Below are 16,261 nucleotides of genomic sequence, written 5' to 3' on the forward strand. Positions count from 1 at the left end.
AGCTTCAATCACCGGGCATCGCACAGATGCCCAGGTCCATCAGCCGTATCGCATCGTTGGTCAGGCGGGTGACCACTGTTTCTTCGGCCTCCTCGCGTTTGAGTTTGATCGCATCCATCTGGTTCAGGTAATCCCCGGTGGTCAGCTTGGTTGCCTGATCAAAAACGGCATCGATTTGCGATGCGAACGTTTGCTCAATGCTGTTGAACGATCGCGGAAACGTGCGCTTGAGGTACTCGCACCAGAATGGCTGACGCAGCATGAATGTCAGCCATTCGGAGGACAGTTCAGCGGTATTGACCGCATTTTTTGCCGTAGCCAGATCCGCTTCGGTCACCCCGCCCAACACGGCAAACCGCATATGCCGAGGCTGCCCCGGCAGATCAAGGTCATCGGCAAGGCCCGTACGATACGCAAGGTTCACCTCAAGCGGATCGGCAGTCGGGTTCTTGCGCACATGCTCTTGGGCGATGTGGTCCAGTTTGTCCAGCCGGAACAGGCCCCTGCCCAGTTGGAGCAAAGGCTTCGCACTGGTGGTTCGGCCGCCGGCGAGGCTGGTCACCCTGTCGACTTCCACGGCGACTTCAATATGGCTGAAATTCATCGCCGCCGTATCCGTACAGTTGATCGGGTTGGCGGCCAGATTGAGCACTTGCTCGCACAGCTCTGCGTCGGATTCCGCGGCTTCAAGGATCGCCCAAACCCGGCGATGCATGTCGTCGCTGACCTTTTCAGAGTCGGCCGTATTGCCGACCTCCGCCAGCAAATGAAACAGGCCCTCGGCCCGTGGATCGTCCTTGAAGGCTGTCCAGATCCGGTTACGCCGGCCCCAGTCCTCTCCGGCTCCGTCCTTAAACCACAGTGAGCGCGCCTGCTGTTCATCGAGTCGAGCGATATCGTCTTCCAGATAGCCCATGCCGATACCGACGTTGTTTCGATAATCGGCCAGATGAGTGGCGCTGGTGCTCGACAAGGGATTACCGCGCAGGTTGACGGCCTGACTGAAACGTTTCGATGTTTTGAACAGCCAGTTCGGCAGCTCCTTGATGTCGTTGTTGCGCAGATCCACCCAGTCCAGATAAGGCAGGCGTGCAAGGCCTTTGGGTAATTCGGTGGCACCCGTCTCACGCAAGGACAGGGAGTGCAGGTCAAACATCTTGCTCACGTCCGGGGTCGCGCCCAACGGGTTACTGCTCAGGTTCAAGTTGCACATTGTGCGTATGTTGCTCAGCTTCACCAGAGACTGTTCGGTCAGCTTGATCTGGTTACCCGCCAGACTCAACCGGGCGAGATTGGGCATGTGCGACAGAATCTCGGGCAGCCGCGTGATTTTATTGTTGTCGAGTTGCAGGGACTCGACCTTTTTGAATGACTTGAGGAAATAAACGAGATCATCACCCTGCGCCATGTTTTTCATCGACAACTGCTGAATATGATCGAAGTTCAACTCCGGCGGTAACGTGGGCAATGCCCCCACCCGCATTCCGTCGAGATTCAGCACACAGACCGATTGGCCACTTTCATCGGTCGCCAGAAACAGCCGCCGAAACCCGTCTTCAATCAGCCCTGCCGTCAACTTGCGGCTGTACCACTCTTCACGCAAGTCACCGCCCAGCGCCCTCATCGCAGCTATGTCCTCACTCCAGACGTCCAGCACCTCACGCAATTGCAGCAGTTCATGGCGCAGACCTTTGACCCGGGCCGCGCGTGTCAACGGGTCGTCGCCCAACTGATCGATAAGCTCGATGGCCTGCGCTTGGGAGAAACGTGGATAGAGTTTTCTCACCTTGCGGATCAGTGCTCGCGGATGCGTGGTCGCCGTCGCTGCATGGTCAGCTTGAAAACAGCCGAGTTCAGCGCTCAGCGGTGCAAACTCGCCGCCGGCCAATAGCTGGGCACTGGTCTCACGCTCATCCAGCGCAACGTTGAGTAATTTGCTGCGCAGCCGCGCACTGTCGGCGTCCACAGGATCGGCGAAGCCGGCGGCGATGCGCTGGCGCGGAGGGAGTGCCTTGAGGATCGCGGCATAAAGGCTGTCGGGACCTGCTGCGGTAATCCCGAGGGATTTACCGTCCCCGCCAAACGCTTCGTAGCCGTTGCTGGATTTGACCAGCGTGCAGGTGTTCAGGGGTGTCGCCGATTCATTACCGATGGCTTCCAATATCGGCCCGGTCAGTGTCTTGTCACGCACCGACAGGCGCAGTTCAGCGTCCCATCCACTCAAACGGGGCAGCAACTGGATGGCCAGTTTTTCACAGTCGGCATTGGCGATCTGCGGTACGTGAAACCCGCTTAGCGCGCGATCGAGTCGCACTTGGGCGCTAGCTTCGCGGGCTTTTTGCGCCAGCCGCAAGGGCACCCGCCCGGTGGAGCGCAAATGCAAACGATCAACACTCGACGCCTGATCAATCAGGCGTTGCGCATAGCGCGCGGGAATATCGGCGAACACGCTACGCAGCTTCTTCACCTCGTCCGCATCACTCTGGTCATGTCGCTGGTACATTCGCTCAAAAACCGCGCGACGATCAGCCTTGAACGCCGCCCCCAGTTTTTTCGCCAACGCTGGCCTTTGCGACTCAGGGCTGACCCTGGCTCCCAGCAACGTATCGACCTCGTGCTGAAACAGGCCATCGATTACCGTCTGGAGCAACTGCCCCTCCTCCAGTTGATCCTGGCTGACAGCCACGCTGAGTTCTTCATCGAGGAGGGTGGTCGTTGGATAGGTTGCAGTGATTGTGCCTTCGGGATCACTGACTGCGATGTAGCGATCAGTAGGCCAGCCCGGCAGTTTCGGCAGGCCGTGCAACTGCTCCGGCAGTGGCTGGCCAGCGTGGGTTTCGCCGCTTTGCAGTTCGATGATGAATTGGCGTAACCGACGCTCGATCCGCAAGCGCTCCACGGTGTCGCGTAACCGGGCAGGCAAGACCAGGTTGTCAGTAAAGGCGCGCTGCAATTCATCGTGCGGGATGTTGCTGATTCGGCGAATCATCTCCAGATCCGTATCCCCGAACTCGCTCAGATGCGGATCAATGCGTTTGAGGGTATAGGGCGCGCTTTTCCACTTTTCGACATCTTCAGCCGCCAGGCGCCAGCCACCCTCGATGTGCCGTTCAAGCTCGGCGGCATAGGCTTGAGGGCGCTCAGGATGGTCAAGACGCCAGACCCGACTGACTGGATCGATGCTTCCGGAAAATATCCGATGGTCAACCCGAGCCACGGTTTTGTCCCGGATCTGATAGAGCTCCTCAGAGCCATCCGCCACCGTAAATCCCGATGGAAGCTGATGCTCATACGTCCTCAGATCGGGCTTCCACAGGCGTGGTTTGCCGGTCGGGTCGAGAATCGCGGTGAACTGGTCGAAAAACTCCGGATGGGCACGAACCAGTTTGCTTCCCAACGCACCGACCGCCTTCTGCGCACCGGCGAAAACGCCCATCAGCAGAATATTTTCGACCACGCTGAGCACATGTGACAAAGCCTCCTGCTGATCGCCCCGACGCCAGTCTTCGACCCCTTCGTACACCTCCGCCAACAGTTGCCCGAGCGCGACCCCCATCATCAATTGGCCGACTACCGGAACGAAAAAACCTGCCACCGTCGCAATCGTCACACCCAGTTCGAGAAAATCGAGAAAGCGTTTCTGACGCACCTCTTCATCAACATCGGCGGTCGGCACGGCGAGCTTGCGAGCGTCGATCTGCATCTTGCCGACGTGACTTTGCACCATGAACTCGAACAGTGGCACGGTGATCGGCAACTGCCGGATGTGGCCCAGATCAGCTTTATCGGCGAAGGTTTTGAAGAAGTCGGCCTTGTCATCTTCGTCAAGACTGTTGGCGAAATAGTCCTTGTAGCTTTTCACATTCAATTTCTGCGTGAGGTACTGCTTGAATGCGTTGAAACTGGCGTACTCGTACAAAGGCCTTTGCGGCTCGTTGGCCATGTACACCAGGCACCATTCGTCCGGGTACAACTCGAACGACCGGGCGGAAAACACCACAACACCCCAGACGCAACTGTCGAGCACCTCAATGCCCTGCATGAGCAATGCACGCTTCTTGTAATGCAGTGTTTTCGACGAGACCTCGCCATCAGCGGCAATCAGCCTCTGGATCGTTTGCAGGCCTTGCGGCGTGATGTGCTGCCTTAGCCCGGCCAAATGCATATCCAGTTGCAGCAGGTGTTTTTTCAGCGTCGCGATATCGCGAGTCATCGGGCTGGTCGCAACCACTTTGCCGTCGCTGTCGGCCAGGCCGAACACCTGCTGGAAATGTTCCTGGTAGCGTTTACCCAGATCCAGTTCGCGACAGAATCTGGCGAACGATGCCGGGGTCAACCCGGCCACGCCTGAGGGTGCGCCATGCACCTGGATCAAACTGCCGACAGGATAATTGTCGGCCTCTTCGTCCTCGCTGAAGTTCTGCATCGCCGCGTGCAGCAATGTTTGTGAAGCGTGCGCAAAGGTTTCAATACCTTGGGCGTCGGTTGAGGTCGGCGGGCAACCGCAATCGATCCCCGGCAGACTCAACAGATCCTTCTCGACATTGAAGCTCGCCGACCACTTGCGACTCAACGCCTTGGTCAATTCGGCAATGCAGAAGCTTTTCAGGGGTTTGAGCAGCAGTAGATCCTTCTCGACCTTGAGCTGAGCGGCGTGCAGGTCGCGCGCGGTCTGGTCGAGTGCGGCCAAAGTGGCGACCGAACTCTTGAGCAGCATATCGGGCAGGTTTTTTTGCAGCGCCTCGGCGCTGTCCAGGTCGCCTGTGGCTTCGAACAAAGCGCTGAGTACTTCATTTTGAGTCAATGCGCGCGGTGCGGATTTATCCTGTGTGGTGTTCATCGGCAATAGTCCTTTATTGCAGGATTGAACTTCAACCTTATCCACATTCACTACAAATTAAAACATGTAACCCTAACTCATTTAAATTACATTACAGCAAACACACCTCACCAAAGACCGTGCGGTATATATTTATATTAAACATTCAAATACTAACGCAAAGCACACAAGAAACCATTCAATAAAAGAACTTTTTTATCACGACAGCCGAACATAACATGGCATCTCATATAAAAAAGAGACTTCCAGTATGACTTCACCTACAAATAACCCGCCCGCCACGATATCGGACGCTGACGCCATCGGGAACATCTTCGATGTCGTCAAAGATCAGGACAAGGCAACTGCCGTGCAACGATTCATCACCCACGGCATGGCAAAAGACGACCCCACGAGGCTGGCCGGTTTTCGCGCAACGCTCGATGAAGCGCTGCCCTATCAGGATTATATTGATGAGTTGGCAGGCAAACTGGAAACACTGGAGAATTTCTGCAGACGCGAACTTCGCCATGAACTCAAGCAAACCTATGGGACACGCTTCAGCGTCAACGACAGCATCAGGCTCAAGCCTGAAAACACTACGGATGTTGCGTCCTATACCTACACCCTGCTGCAGGCGGCGATGTTGAATTTCACCGACGAAGAAGCGGCTCCCGGTTATTTCTCGAACGACAGCGAGATTTTGGACATTCTTGGCCAGGCAACAGGCGACGCCCCTGACGCGATCAAGGTGTCCGCACAAGAGTTTGCTACTCTGAGTCGCAAACTGGATCTGGGAGGTCAATACCAGAAACACATCGCCAGAACGTTTAAAGTTTCAACTATTGAATTGATCGGCACGCGCCTGCACAAATTCAACATGAAACTCAGCGCCTATGAAAAGTATTTCAAAAATCCCGTTTTTCCTCTGCACCGGCTTTTCACCCTGTTGGATCTGACCAATGGAAACGGAGATATTTTCTATGGTGCCAATTTTAATAACGGCAAAACAGAACTGCAGTCGATACAGTTATTTGGCAAGTACACCACCGATGCAATTCTGATCACATGCCGCCGGCCTGACCCGTCGCGAAAAGACCATTGCATCGTGTACTTCCCCAACGATACGGGTGACGGCTTCTACACAGACGATAGCGAAGACCAGTCAAAATATCGATTCGCCATCAACTTCCTAGCAAATAACGAATTCCAAAAACTCATCTTCTCCCAACTTACCAATACCGAACAAAATGAAATAAAGGCAAAGGACCTGACTAACATTTCGGCTGTCAACGACATAACGTTTATCCCGCTAAAGAAAGGGCTGTGCAAACATCTCTTCGACCGCTATCTGGATAAGTTGTCCGCAGATGCCAGGGACATTGCCGTGCCACTCGCCAATGTCAACGAGCCCGCCTACGCCAACAGGCGCGACGTTCATACCTTGGGTAAGAGCGAGCGACTTTCCACCAGCCCGACCCATAATTTCAGCAGCCGCTTGCGCACTTACGCCACAGATGAATTGCTGGGCTCCGTGTTCGCCGGTCTGGGCAGTTGGACCGCCATCGAGAAGTACAATGCCCTGTCACGCCTGCTGGATCTGAAAAAACGATTGTCCTCGCCTGATACCGATCTCGAGGGTTTGCAGGTAGACGCCGACTGATAACCCGCTACAAAACCATCGTCGATCAAACCCTTCAGTTATCAGCAAACAGCGAAGGGTCAACGCCCGCTTATTCCGGAGCGCGGATAGATACAACAACGGCCTTATAACTTATCGTTCTAAAACTCCACTTACCGGGGCGGGTCAGTTTCTGAGTGCCTGCCCTTTTGGCGAGGCATGGCTTGACACCCTCCCCAACGGAAAAACCGGTAAGGATTTTATGTGCGGATTAGCTGGCGAGTTACGTTTTGATCAACAACCTGCAGACCTTGCAGCCATTGAGCGAATCACCCATCACCTGGCCCCTCGCGGCCCTGACGCGTGGGGCTTCCACGCCCAAGGGCCGATTGCCCTGGGCCATCGTCGCCTGAAAATCATGGACCTGTCGGACGGCTCGGCGCAGCCGATGATCGACAGCCAGTTGGGCCTGTCACTGGCCTTCAACGGCGCGATCTACAACTTCCCGGAGCTGCGTGCCGAACTTGAAGCACTGGGCTACGCCTTCTATTCCGGTGGCGACACCGAAGTGCTGCTCAAGGGTTATCACGCCTGGGGCGAAGCGCTGCTGCCAAAACTCAACGGCATGTTTGCATTCGCCATCTGGGAGCGCGATGCGCAGCGTCTGTTCATCGCCCGTGACCGTCTCGGCGTGAAGCCGCTGTACCTGTCACGTACCGGCCAGCGTTTGCGTTTTGCCTCGGCCCTGCCGGCGCTGCTCAAGGGTGGCGACATCAACCCGATCCTCGATCCCGTCGCGCTCAACCATTACCTGAACTTCCACGCCGTGGTGCCTGCGCCACGCACGCTGTTGGCTGGCATCGAGAAACTGCCGCCAGCGACCTGGATGCGCGTTGAAGCGGACGGCACCACCGAGCAGAAAACCTGGTGGACCCTGCCCTACGGCCCACACGAGGACGAGAAAAACCTGCAGCTCGAAGACTGGGTCGACCGCGTACTCGACAGCACCCGCGAAGCCGTGGCAATTCGTCAACGTGCGGCAGTGGATGTTGGCGTGCTGCTGTCGGGCGGTGTCGACTCGAGCATGCTCGTCGGTCTGTTGCGTGAAGTCGGTGTAGAAAATCTGTCGACCTTCTCTATCGGTTTCCAGGATGCCGGTGGCGAGCGCGGCGACGAATTTCAGTATTCCGACCTGATCGCCAAACACTACGGCACTCAGCATCACCAACTGCGTATCGACGAGAAAGAGATCATCGAACAACTGCCCGCCGCATTCCGCGCGATGAGCGAGCCGATGGTCAGCCACGACTGCATCGCTTTCTATCTGTTGTCTCGCGAAGTGGCCAAGCATTGCAAAGTGGTGCAGAGCGGCCAAGGCGCAGATGAACTGTTCGCCGGTTATCACTGGTACCCGCAAGTGGACGGCGCGGCCGATCCTTACGCGGCCTACCGCGAAGCGTTTTTCGACCGCAGCTATGACGACTACGCCGCCACCGTGCAACCGAAATGGCTGACCGCCAATGACGCCGCCGGTGACTACGTGAAAGAGCATTTCGCCCAACCCGGCGCCGATGCCGCGGTGGACAAGGCCCTGCGTCTGGACAGCACCGTGATGCTGGTAGACGACCCGGTCAAACGCGTCGACAACATGACCATGGCCTGGGGCCTGGAGGCGCGCACGCCGTTTCTCGACTATCGACTGGTCGAACTGTCGGCGCGGGTTCCCGGCAAATTCAAGCTGCCCGATGGCGGCAAACAAGTGCTGAAAGAAGCGGCGCGACGGGTCATTCCAAGCGAAGTGATCGACCGCAAGAAAGGCTACTTCCCGGTGCCCGGCCTCAAACATTTGCAAGGCGACACCTTGAACTGGGTGCGCGAACTGCTGCTCGATCCAAGCCAGGATCGCGGCCTGTTCAACCCGGCCATGCTCGACAAATTACTGACTGATCCGCAAGGCCAACTGACGCCGTTGCGCGGTTCGAAACTGTGGCAACTCGCGGCCCTGAACCTGTGGCTCAGTGAACAAGGAATCTGATTGATGAAACCCCACGCCACGGCCATTAACCAACGCCTGATACGCGGCCAGACGCCGTCGTATGAGCGTTTGCAGGCGCGCCTGGCCGAAGACGGCAGCGAACTCGCAACTGCGCCGATTGCAGTGCATTGCGGCTGGGGCCGGTTGCTGATCGGCCACACTTTTCCCGACCCGGCAACACTGGCCCGAGAGCTGCTCAACGAGCAGCCCGGCGAGCGTGACATTGCCCTGTACGTCGCCGCACCGCAGCAGATTCTCGGCCTCGAACCGACGCAATTGTTTCTCGACCCGTCCGACACCCTGCGCCTGTGGTTCAGCGACTATCGCCAGGCCACCCGCGTGTTTCGCGGCTTTCGTATTCGTCGTGCACAAAGCGAAGCAGACTGGCAGGCAATCAATCACCTGTATCAGGCGCGCGGCATGTTGCCGATCGATCCGGCGCTGCTCACCCCGCATCATCAGGGCGGCCCGGTTTACTGGCTGGCCGAGGATGAAGACAGCGGCGCGGTGATCGGCAGCGTCATGGGCCTGAATCACCACAAGGCCTTCAACGATCCGGAAAACGGCAGCAGCCTCTGGTGCCTTGCGGTGGACCCGCAGTGCTCGCGCCCCGGTGTCGGCGAAGTGCTGGTGCGCCACTTGATCGAGCACTTCATGAGTCGCGGCTTGAGCTATCTCGATCTGTCGGTGTTGCACGACAACCGTCAGGCGAAAAACCTCTACGCCAAACTCGGTTTCCGCAACCTCTCGACCTTCGCGATCAAGCGCAAGAATGGCATCAACCAGACGCTGTTCCTGGGTCCAGGGCCGGAAGCCAATTTCAATCCCTATGCGCGGATCATCGTCGAAGAAGCCCATCGCCGTGGCATCGACGTGCAAGTGGATGACGCCGAGGCCGGACTGTTCACCCTCAGCCATGGCGGGCGCCGCGTGCGTTGCCGCGAATCGTTGAGCGATCTGACCAGCGCGATCAGCATGAGTCTGTGTCAGGACAAAAGCCTGACCCACAAAGTGTTGAAGGCTGCCGGACTGAAGCTGCCCTCGCAGCAATTGGCGGGCAACGCCGATGACAATTTAGAGTTTCTCGATGAGCATCAGCGGGTGGTGGTCAAGCCGCTCGATGGTGAACAGGGTCAAGGCGTGGCAGTGGATTTGCAGAGCATCGAGGAGGTGCAGCAGGCCATCGAAGCGGCCAAGCAATTCGATAGCCGAGTGCTGTTGGAAAGCTTCCACGAAGGTCTGGATCTGCGGATTCTGGTGATCGGTTTTGAAGTGGTGGCGGCGGCAATTCGTCGTCCGGCGGAAGTGATCGGTGATGGTCAGCATTCGATTGGTGCGCTGATCGAAGCCCAGAGCCGACGCCGGCAAGCGGCTACAGGCGGCGAGAGCAAAATCCCGCTGGATCACGAAACCCAGCGCACCTTGCATGCGGCCGGTTACGACTACAGCAGCATCTTGCCGGCGGGCGAGCATTTGTTTGTGCGGCGCACGGCGAATCTGCACACCGGTGGCACGCTGGAGGATGTCACGGCGATTCTGCATCCGACCCTGATCGATGCCGCCGTGCGGGCGGCGCGGGCGCTGGATATTCCGATGGTCGGCCTCGACCTGATGGTGCCGGCGCCAGATCAACCGGAGTACGTGTTTATCGAAGCCAACGAGCGGGCCGGTCTGGCGAATCATGAACCGCAGCCGACTGCCGAGCGGTTTGTCGATTTGTTGTTTCCGCACAGCAAGCCGGCAGTTTCTTGATCATGTGGTGCATCTACTGACGCCTTCGCGAGCAGGCTCGCTCCCACATTTGAAATGCGGTCCCCTGTGGGAGCGAGCCTGCTCGCGAAGGGGCCGCCTCAGGCGCTACAAATTTTTCTCCTCATCGAAACCATCGATGTGCTCAACCCATCAGGAGTTTCCATGACCACACAAATCCCCGAACCGGATCTCAACTACCTGCAAAAAGTCCTGCTGGAAATGCTCGCCATTCCCAGCCCCACCGGGTTCACCGACACCATCGTGCGTTACGTCGCCGAGCGTCTGGAAGAACTCGGCATCCCTTTCGAAATGACCCGGCGCGGCACCATTCGCGCGACGCTCAAGGGTCGAAAAAACAGCCCCGACCGCGCCGTTTCCGCGCATCTGGACACTATCGGCGCTGCTGTCCGGGCGGTCAAAGACAACGGTCGCCTGACCCTTGCACCGGTCGGATGCTGGTCGAGCCGTTTTGCCGAGGGCAGTCGCGTCAGCCTGTTCACCGACAAAGGCGTGATTCGCGGCAGTGTGTTGCCCCTCATGGCTTCCGGGCATGCGTTCAATACCGCGGTGGACGAGATGCCGATCAGTTGGGATCACGTCGAACTGCGCCTGGACGCCTACTGCGCAACCAAGGCCGATTGCGACTCGCTGGGTATCAGCGTCGGTGATGTGGTGGCGTTTGATCCGCTGCCGGAATTCACCGAAAGCGGCCATATCAGCGCCCGTCACCTCGATGACAAGGCTGGCGTCGCCGCGTTGCTGGCGGCACTCAAAGCCATCGTCGATAGCGGTCAGGAACTGATGATCGACTGCCACCCGCTGTTCACCATCACCGAGGAAACCGGCAGCGGTGCGGCGGCGGCTTTGCCGTGGGACGTCAGCGAGTTCGTTGGCATCGACATTGCGCCGGTCGCGCCGGGGCAGCATTCCAGTGAACACGCGGTGAGTGTGGCGATGCAGGATTCCGGCGGCCCATACGACTATCACCTGTCGCGCCACCTGCTGCGTCTGGCCGGTGAAAACGAACTGCCGGTGCGCCGCGACCTGTTCCGCTACTACTTCAGCGATGCGCATTCGGCGGTGACTGCCGGCCACGACATCCGCACTGCCCTGCTCGCCTTTGGCTGCGATGCGACCCATGGTTATGAGCGCACGCACATCGACAGTCTGGCGGCGCTCAGTCGCTTGCTCGGGGCTTACATCCTGAGTCCGCCGGTATTTGCCAGCGACGCGGCGCCGGCCAATGCATCGCTGGACCGCTTCAGTCATCAGATCGAGCACGACACGCAGATGGAGAGCGAAACGCGAGTGCCGCCAGTGGACAGTCTGGTGGGGCAGCGTTCCGACAGTTAAATCATTGTTGGCAGAACCATCGCCTTCGCGAGCAGGCTCGCTCCTACAGGGAAACGCATTCTAAATGTGGGAGCGAGCCTGCTCGCGAAGGGGCCAGATCAGGCAACACAAAACTGGCAGGCAACCACCAATCGCCGTAGCATCCCGCCATTGATTCAGCCGAGGTGCCCATGCTCATCCCTTACGACGCTCTTGAAGTCGACACCCTCACCCGCCTCATCGAAGATTTCGTCACACGCGACGGCACCGATAACGGCGACGACACGCCGCTGGAAACCCGCGTATTGCGCGTACGCCAGGCACTGACCAAGGGCCAGGCGCTGATTGTCTTCGACCCGGAAAGCGAACAGTGCCAGTTGATGCTCAAGCACGACGTGCCCAAGCATCTGTTTGACTGAAATCCTCAGCGAACCTTTTGCGTAGCCTGTTTGCGCTGGATCCGCTCGTAGACCTCCGCACGATGCACATTGACTTTCTGTGGCGCCTCGACGCCGAAGCGCACGCTGGAACCGTTCACTGACAGAACGCGCAAGGTGATGTCATCACCGATTGAAATCAACTCACCAACGACACGGCTGAGTACAAGCATGAGATTCGTCCTTCAGGGTTAGCGAACCCTGAAGATGCGCGGCTTGCGGCGGCTCTACAATGCGTTGCGGGCAAATCAGTAATGCCCTACAGCGTCAGGCGCGCTGACCTTCAGACATTTCCCGCAAATCGTTAAACAGCCTTCGCCTCAAGCGGCGGAAAAGCGTGGGCCGAACAGAATCACGCTGGCACCGATCACGCACAACGCCACGCCGATCCAGTCCGAACCCAATGGACGAACTCGCTCGACCACGGCCAGCCAACCAATCGAAGCCACGATGTAGATCCCGCCATAAGCGGCATAGGCGCGACCGGCGTAGGCCGCTTCGACGCGCGTCAACAACAGCGCGAACAGGGTCAGACTGAGCAGCGCCGGGATCACCCACAGGGCACTTTTGCCCTGACGCAGCCACATGAAGAAAGCAAAACAACCGGCGATTTCAAACAGCGCCGCAAGGAAGAACCACAAATAATTGAGCATTGACACGTCTCGACAGGGTGACCATTGCGGCCACCCTAACCACGCCGCACTTCAGGGGCAAGTTCAGCCGTTGCTCTGTTTGGCCTTGGCGCGCATTTTCTCGGCCATTGACGTCATTTCGTTGTAAAGCAGTTGCGGGTTCTTCTGCTTGATCGCCCAAGCCATACGGCCCTGTTCGTGAGGCAGGATCATGAATTCGCCAGCAGCGACTTGCTGATAGATGTAGTCGGCTATGTCGGCTGCACTGATCGGTGAACTCTCCAGCAACTTGCCAACCTGGGCTTTCATCGCCGGAGTCGGGCCACGGAAAGAATCAAGCAGATTGGTCTGGAAGAATGACGGGCACACCACATGCACGCCGACTTCCTGCTGCGCGAGTTCGATCAACAGACTCTCCGACAAGGCCACCACGCCCGCCTTGGCCACGTTGTAGTTGCTCATCGCCGGGCCCTGCATCAACGCGGCCATGGAGGCGATGTTGATAATCTTGCCTTTGCTTTGTTCAAGCAATGGCAGGAACGCTTTGCAGCCCTTGACCACGCCCATCAGGTTGATCGCGATCTGCCAGTCCCAGTCTTCCAGCGACAGTTCGCTGAAGAACCCGCCTGAGGCCACGCCGGCATTGTTGACGATAATGTCGATGCCGCCGAGTTTCTCTTCGCAGGCCTGGGCGAACGCAGTGAGCTGGCTGTAATCACGCACATCGCAACGCTGAATAAACCCGTCGCCGCCCGCCTCGCGCACCATTTTCAGGGTTTCTTGCAGGCCGGGCTCGCTGACGTCGGACAAGGCCAGTTGCCAGCCTTCACGCGCCCAGCGCAGCGCGATTTCGCGACCTAAACCTGAGCCCGCGCCAGTGATCATCATGCGATTTTGCATAGCAGACAGCCTTGTTGTTCCGGGGAAGATGCGCGGAGTGTAGCGAAGGTTCGGCACGCGCCCACGCTCCATCAAGTTGCTGAATGGAGGATCAAAAGATCGCAACCTTCGGCAGCTTCTACACTGATTTCTGTAGGAGCTGCCGAAGGCTGCGAGCTTTTGATCTTTTGCTTTAAAGGAAATAAGGACGCAATCCAAATACATTAAAAAAACATTGAATTTTCTTTCATTCGCACCGGTCGGAATTTATAAGCTGCCTGGAATTACTTAGTCTCCAGTCGCCCTTGAACACCAAGACTTCTCGAACACTTTCAACAAGGAAATAGACATGGGCACAATTCTTATCATTATCCTGATCCTGTTGCTGATCGGTGGTCTGCCAGTCTTCCCACACTCCAGAAGTTGGGGTTACGGTCCATCGGGCATTATCGGCGTGGTGTTGGTCGTGCTGCTGGTGCTATTGCTACTCGGTCGGATATAACGATTCAAGCGTAAAAAAAGAGGCCCTTTTCAGGGCCTCTTTTTTATTGCGCGCAGCTTTCTTTTACAGATCGATCAGTCCGGCTTGCCGTGGATCACACCAGCGGTGTTATCCATCAGGCTCTTGGTCGCCGTTTGCAGGAACGCCTCGAGTTTGAGTTTCAACTCGGCAGTGCGCGGTGCATTCGGAACGACCTCGGCGTGCGGATTGGCCCCCAGTTGGTACTGCCACATCTTCGGACCCATGTCCTTGTCTCTCGGCAGCACCAGAATCTGGTCGGCTGTAACGATCGCGGTGGTCTGCTCGCTGCCCGACGGCTTGATCACACCAAAACCGGTGTCGCCTTCCGGCAGGTTGAGCAGGTCACGACCCCAGCACTGATGGCGCACTTCACCACCCAGACGCCCCATGATGGTCGGCACGATGTCGATCTGCGTGCCCACGGTGTGGTCACGGGTACCGAATTTCTCCTGGATGCCCGGTGCGATCATCAGCATCGGCACGTTGAAGCGGCCCAGGTCCATTTCAGTGATCTGACGCTCGTTACCGAAACCGTGGTCGCCGACGACTACGAACAGGGTCTCTTTGAAGTACGGCTCCTTGCGGGCCTTCTCGAAGAACTGACCCAACGCCCAGTCGGCGTAACGCATGGCGGTCAAATGCTCGTTGAGCGAGCCACGATCGGTCACGCGCTCGACCGGCAATGGCGTCGGCAAGGCGTACGGCGTGTGGTTGGACAGGGTTTGCAGCAGCGCGTAGAACGGCTTGCCGTTTTCCCGCGCCTTGAGCTCCTGCAGACCACGGTCGAACATGTCCTGGTCGGACACGCCCCAGGTCGGATCGGAGAACACCGGATTGACGAAGTCATTACGGCCAACGAAGTTGGTCATGCCCTGGTTGCTGAAGAAGCCCGACTGGTTGTCCCAGGCGAAGTCGCCGTTGTAGACGTACACATCGTCGTAATTACGGGCGCTGAGCACCTGCGGCAGGCCAGACAGCTTGTGGCTGCCTTCCGGCGTCTGCATCAGGTATTCGAAGCCCGGCAGGTTCGGGAAGCAGGCCATGGTCGCGAACATGCCCTGGTGGGTATGCGTACCGTTGGAGAAGAAACGGTCGAACAGCAGGCCTTCCTTGGACAGCTTGTCCAGGTAAGGCGTGATGTTGCCCGGAGCGCCCAAGGCGCCAACCGAGTGACCGGCCATGCTTTCCATCAGGATCACAACGACGTTCTTGATCGGCAGGGTCTTGTCGGTCGGCGGCGTGTAATCACGGCGCACGGCGGCAATATCGGCATCGACCAGTTTTTCGTCCGGCATCAGCAGCATGTCGCGTACGACTTTCTGCGCCTGCTCTTGCGGCAGCGTGGCTTTCCAGATGTTGTCGCGATCCTCGCCCATGCGGGACTTGGCGGCCTCGATCAGCGACAGCGTGGCGTTAAGGCCGAGCTGGTTGGCGAAGTTGGAATCGGTGGTGTAGACATCACCCCAGCGCATCGGCGGACCTTGGCGCAGAGTGCCACGGGCCGCGACTACGCAGATCAGCAGGCAAACCACGAACACCGCAAGGCGCGTATACCACGGCGCCACTTGGCGAGTGCTGACGCTGCCACCGCTGAATGGCCCACGTGGACGCGTGGCACGGTCGGCGCCTTTGAACGCCAGAGTCAGGATCACAGTGCCGATGACCCAGGCCAGCAGATAGCGCACCACCGGGAAACCGTACCAGAGCATGCTCATCACGGTTTTCGGGTCTTCCTTCACGTACTGGAACACCAGGCCGTTGAGGCGCTGGTGAAACTCGCGGTAGAAGTCCATCTCCATCAGGCCGAGGAACAGCGCGATGCTCGAGGCAACGGTCAGCCACAGACGGAAGAAACCGCGCGCTGCCATGGCCCGCGCACTGAACAGTGACAGCACCAGCGGAATGCAGAGGTAGACCACCAGGCGCAGGTCGAAACGCAGGCCGTTGGCGAAGGCTTCGAGGAACGTCGAAGCCGGGGTATCGAGGATCATCTCGCGGTTGTAGACCAGCAGCGCGAGGCGCAGCACGGAAAACATCACCATCATGACCAGCGCACAAAGCAGCGTGTAGGCCAGATGCGATTTGACGGTCGGTTGCAGCAGGCGACTGGAAGATCGCTGCTGATTCAGGGCGTCCGGGTTTGCCATGTCGTTTTAGGACCCATTGGAAGTTGAAGTTGCAAAAATACAGGGGCGCCATGCCCTCTATTGGTCATTCCCGACCCTGGGGCG

11 protein-coding genes are annotated in these 16,261 nt (G+C 58.0%); 6 read left to right on the top strand and 5 right to left on the bottom strand.

All coding sequences use genetic code 11. The annotated features are described in order from the left end of the window. Positions 1–4: 4 nt before the first annotated feature. Entirely contained in the window at positions 5–4,840 is a 4,836-nt protein-coding gene (locus ACA043_RS21340) for an NEL-type E3 ubiquitin ligase domain-containing protein (protein ID WP_497657872.1), read from the bottom strand. Between the two features lie 250 nt (positions 4,841–5,090). Between ACA043_RS21340 and ACA043_RS21345 the strand changes: the two genes are divergently transcribed. The 5 genes from ACA043_RS21345 to ACA043_RS21365 all read left to right on the top strand — a co-directional run bounded on the left by ACA043_RS21345 (position 5,091) and on the right by ACA043_RS21365 (position 11,978). Continuing rightward, positions 5,091–6,482 (top strand): dermonecrotic toxin domain-containing protein, encoded by a 1,392-nt coding sequence (locus ACA043_RS21345; protein WP_497657873.1) that lies wholly within the window; start codon positions 5,091–5,093, stop codon positions 6,480–6,482. 220 nt (positions 6,483–6,702) lie between these two features. Beyond that, positions 6,703–8,475, top strand: coding sequence for an N-acetylglutaminylglutamine amidotransferase (locus tag ACA043_RS21350; RefSeq protein ID WP_401271010.1), 1,773 nt, complete (start codon positions 6,703–6,705; stop codon positions 8,473–8,475). A 3-nt stretch (positions 8,476–8,478) separates the two neighbouring features. Next, positions 8,479–10,227: an N-acetylglutaminylglutamine synthetase gene (ngg, locus tag ACA043_RS21355; protein ID WP_497657874.1), complete on the top strand. Its 1,749-nt coding sequence runs from the start codon at positions 8,479–8,481 to the stop codon at positions 10,225–10,227. 162 nt (positions 10,228–10,389) lie between these two features. After that, complete coding sequence (locus ACA043_RS21360) at positions 10,390–11,580, top strand: osmoprotectant NAGGN system M42 family peptidase (protein ID WP_497657875.1); 1,191 nt, start codon at positions 10,390–10,392, stop codon at positions 11,578–11,580. Between the two features lie 170 nt (positions 11,581–11,750). Beyond that, positions 11,751–11,978: a YheU family protein gene (locus tag ACA043_RS21365; RefSeq protein ID WP_003192759.1), complete on the top strand. Its 228-nt coding sequence runs from the start codon at positions 11,751–11,753 to the stop codon at positions 11,976–11,978. Positions 11,979–11,983: 5 nt separating this feature from the next. Here ACA043_RS21365 and csrA read toward each other — a convergent pair whose 3' ends face one another. The 3 genes from csrA to ACA043_RS21380 all read right to left on the bottom strand — a co-directional run bounded on the left by csrA (position 11,984) and on the right by ACA043_RS21380 (position 13,528). Then, the gene (gene csrA / locus ACA043_RS21370) at positions 11,984–12,169 is read right to left on the bottom strand and encodes a carbon storage regulator CsrA (RefSeq protein ID WP_077574041.1); all 186 of its coding nucleotides are present in this window, start codon (positions 12,167–12,169) and stop codon (positions 11,984–11,986) included. 147 nt (positions 12,170–12,316) lie between these two features. Continuing rightward, the gene (locus ACA043_RS21375) at positions 12,317–12,649 is read right to left on the bottom strand and encodes a YnfA family protein (protein ID WP_003226957.1); all 333 of its coding nucleotides are present in this window, start codon (positions 12,647–12,649) and stop codon (positions 12,317–12,319) included. Positions 12,650–12,712: 63 nt separating this feature from the next. After that, positions 12,713–13,528, bottom strand: coding sequence for an SDR family oxidoreductase (locus ACA043_RS21380; RefSeq protein WP_489879027.1), 816 nt, complete (start codon positions 13,526–13,528; stop codon positions 12,713–12,715). Between the two features lie 322 nt (positions 13,529–13,850). Between ACA043_RS21380 and ACA043_RS21385 the strand changes: the two genes are divergently transcribed. Further along, a complete protein-coding gene (locus ACA043_RS21385) occupies positions 13,851–14,009 on the top strand; it encodes a DUF3309 family protein (RefSeq protein ID WP_169432680.1) in 159 nt (52 codons plus the stop codon). Positions 14,010–14,083: 74 nt separating this feature from the next. On the opposite strand, the gene ACA043_RS21390 is transcribed toward ACA043_RS21385, so the two are convergent. Next, positions 14,084–16,177: an LTA synthase family protein gene (locus ACA043_RS21390; RefSeq protein ID WP_497657876.1), complete on the bottom strand. Its 2,094-nt coding sequence runs from the start codon at positions 16,175–16,177 to the stop codon at positions 14,084–14,086. Between the last annotated feature and the right edge of the window lie 84 nt (positions 16,178–16,261).

The organism is Pseudomonas sp. LBUM1648 (assembly GCF_059716145.1).

Coding starts and splice junctions, on each gene's coding strand:
- ACA043_RS21345 (WP_497657873.1), top strand. CDS start 5,091: ATGACTTCACCTACAAATAACCCGCCCGCCACGATATCGGACGCTGAC.
- ACA043_RS21390 (WP_497657876.1), bottom strand. CDS start 16,177: ATGGCAAACCCGGACGCCCTGAATCAGCAGCGATCTTCCAGTCGCCTG.
- csrA (WP_077574041.1), bottom strand. CDS start 12,169: ATGCTTGTACTCAGCCGTGTCGTTGGTGAGTTGATTTCAATCGGTGAT.
- ACA043_RS21375 (WP_003226957.1), bottom strand. CDS start 12,649: ATGCTCAATTATTTGTGGTTCTTCCTTGCGGCGCTGTTTGAAATCGCC.
- ngg (WP_497657874.1), top strand. CDS start 8,479: ATGAAACCCCACGCCACGGCCATTAACCAACGCCTGATACGCGGCCAG.
- ACA043_RS21350 (WP_401271010.1), top strand. CDS start 6,703: ATGTGCGGATTAGCTGGCGAGTTACGTTTTGATCAACAACCTGCAGAC.
- ACA043_RS21365 (WP_003192759.1), top strand. CDS start 11,751: ATGCTCATCCCTTACGACGCTCTTGAAGTCGACACCCTCACCCGCCTC.
- ACA043_RS21340 (WP_497657872.1), bottom strand. CDS start 4,840: ATGAACACCACACAGGATAAATCCGCACCGCGCGCATTGACTCAAAAT.
- ACA043_RS21380 (WP_489879027.1), bottom strand. CDS start 13,528: ATGCAAAATCGCATGATGATCACTGGCGCGGGCTCAGGTTTAGGTCGC.
- ACA043_RS21360 (WP_497657875.1), top strand. CDS start 10,390: ATGACCACACAAATCCCCGAACCGGATCTCAACTACCTGCAAAAAGTC.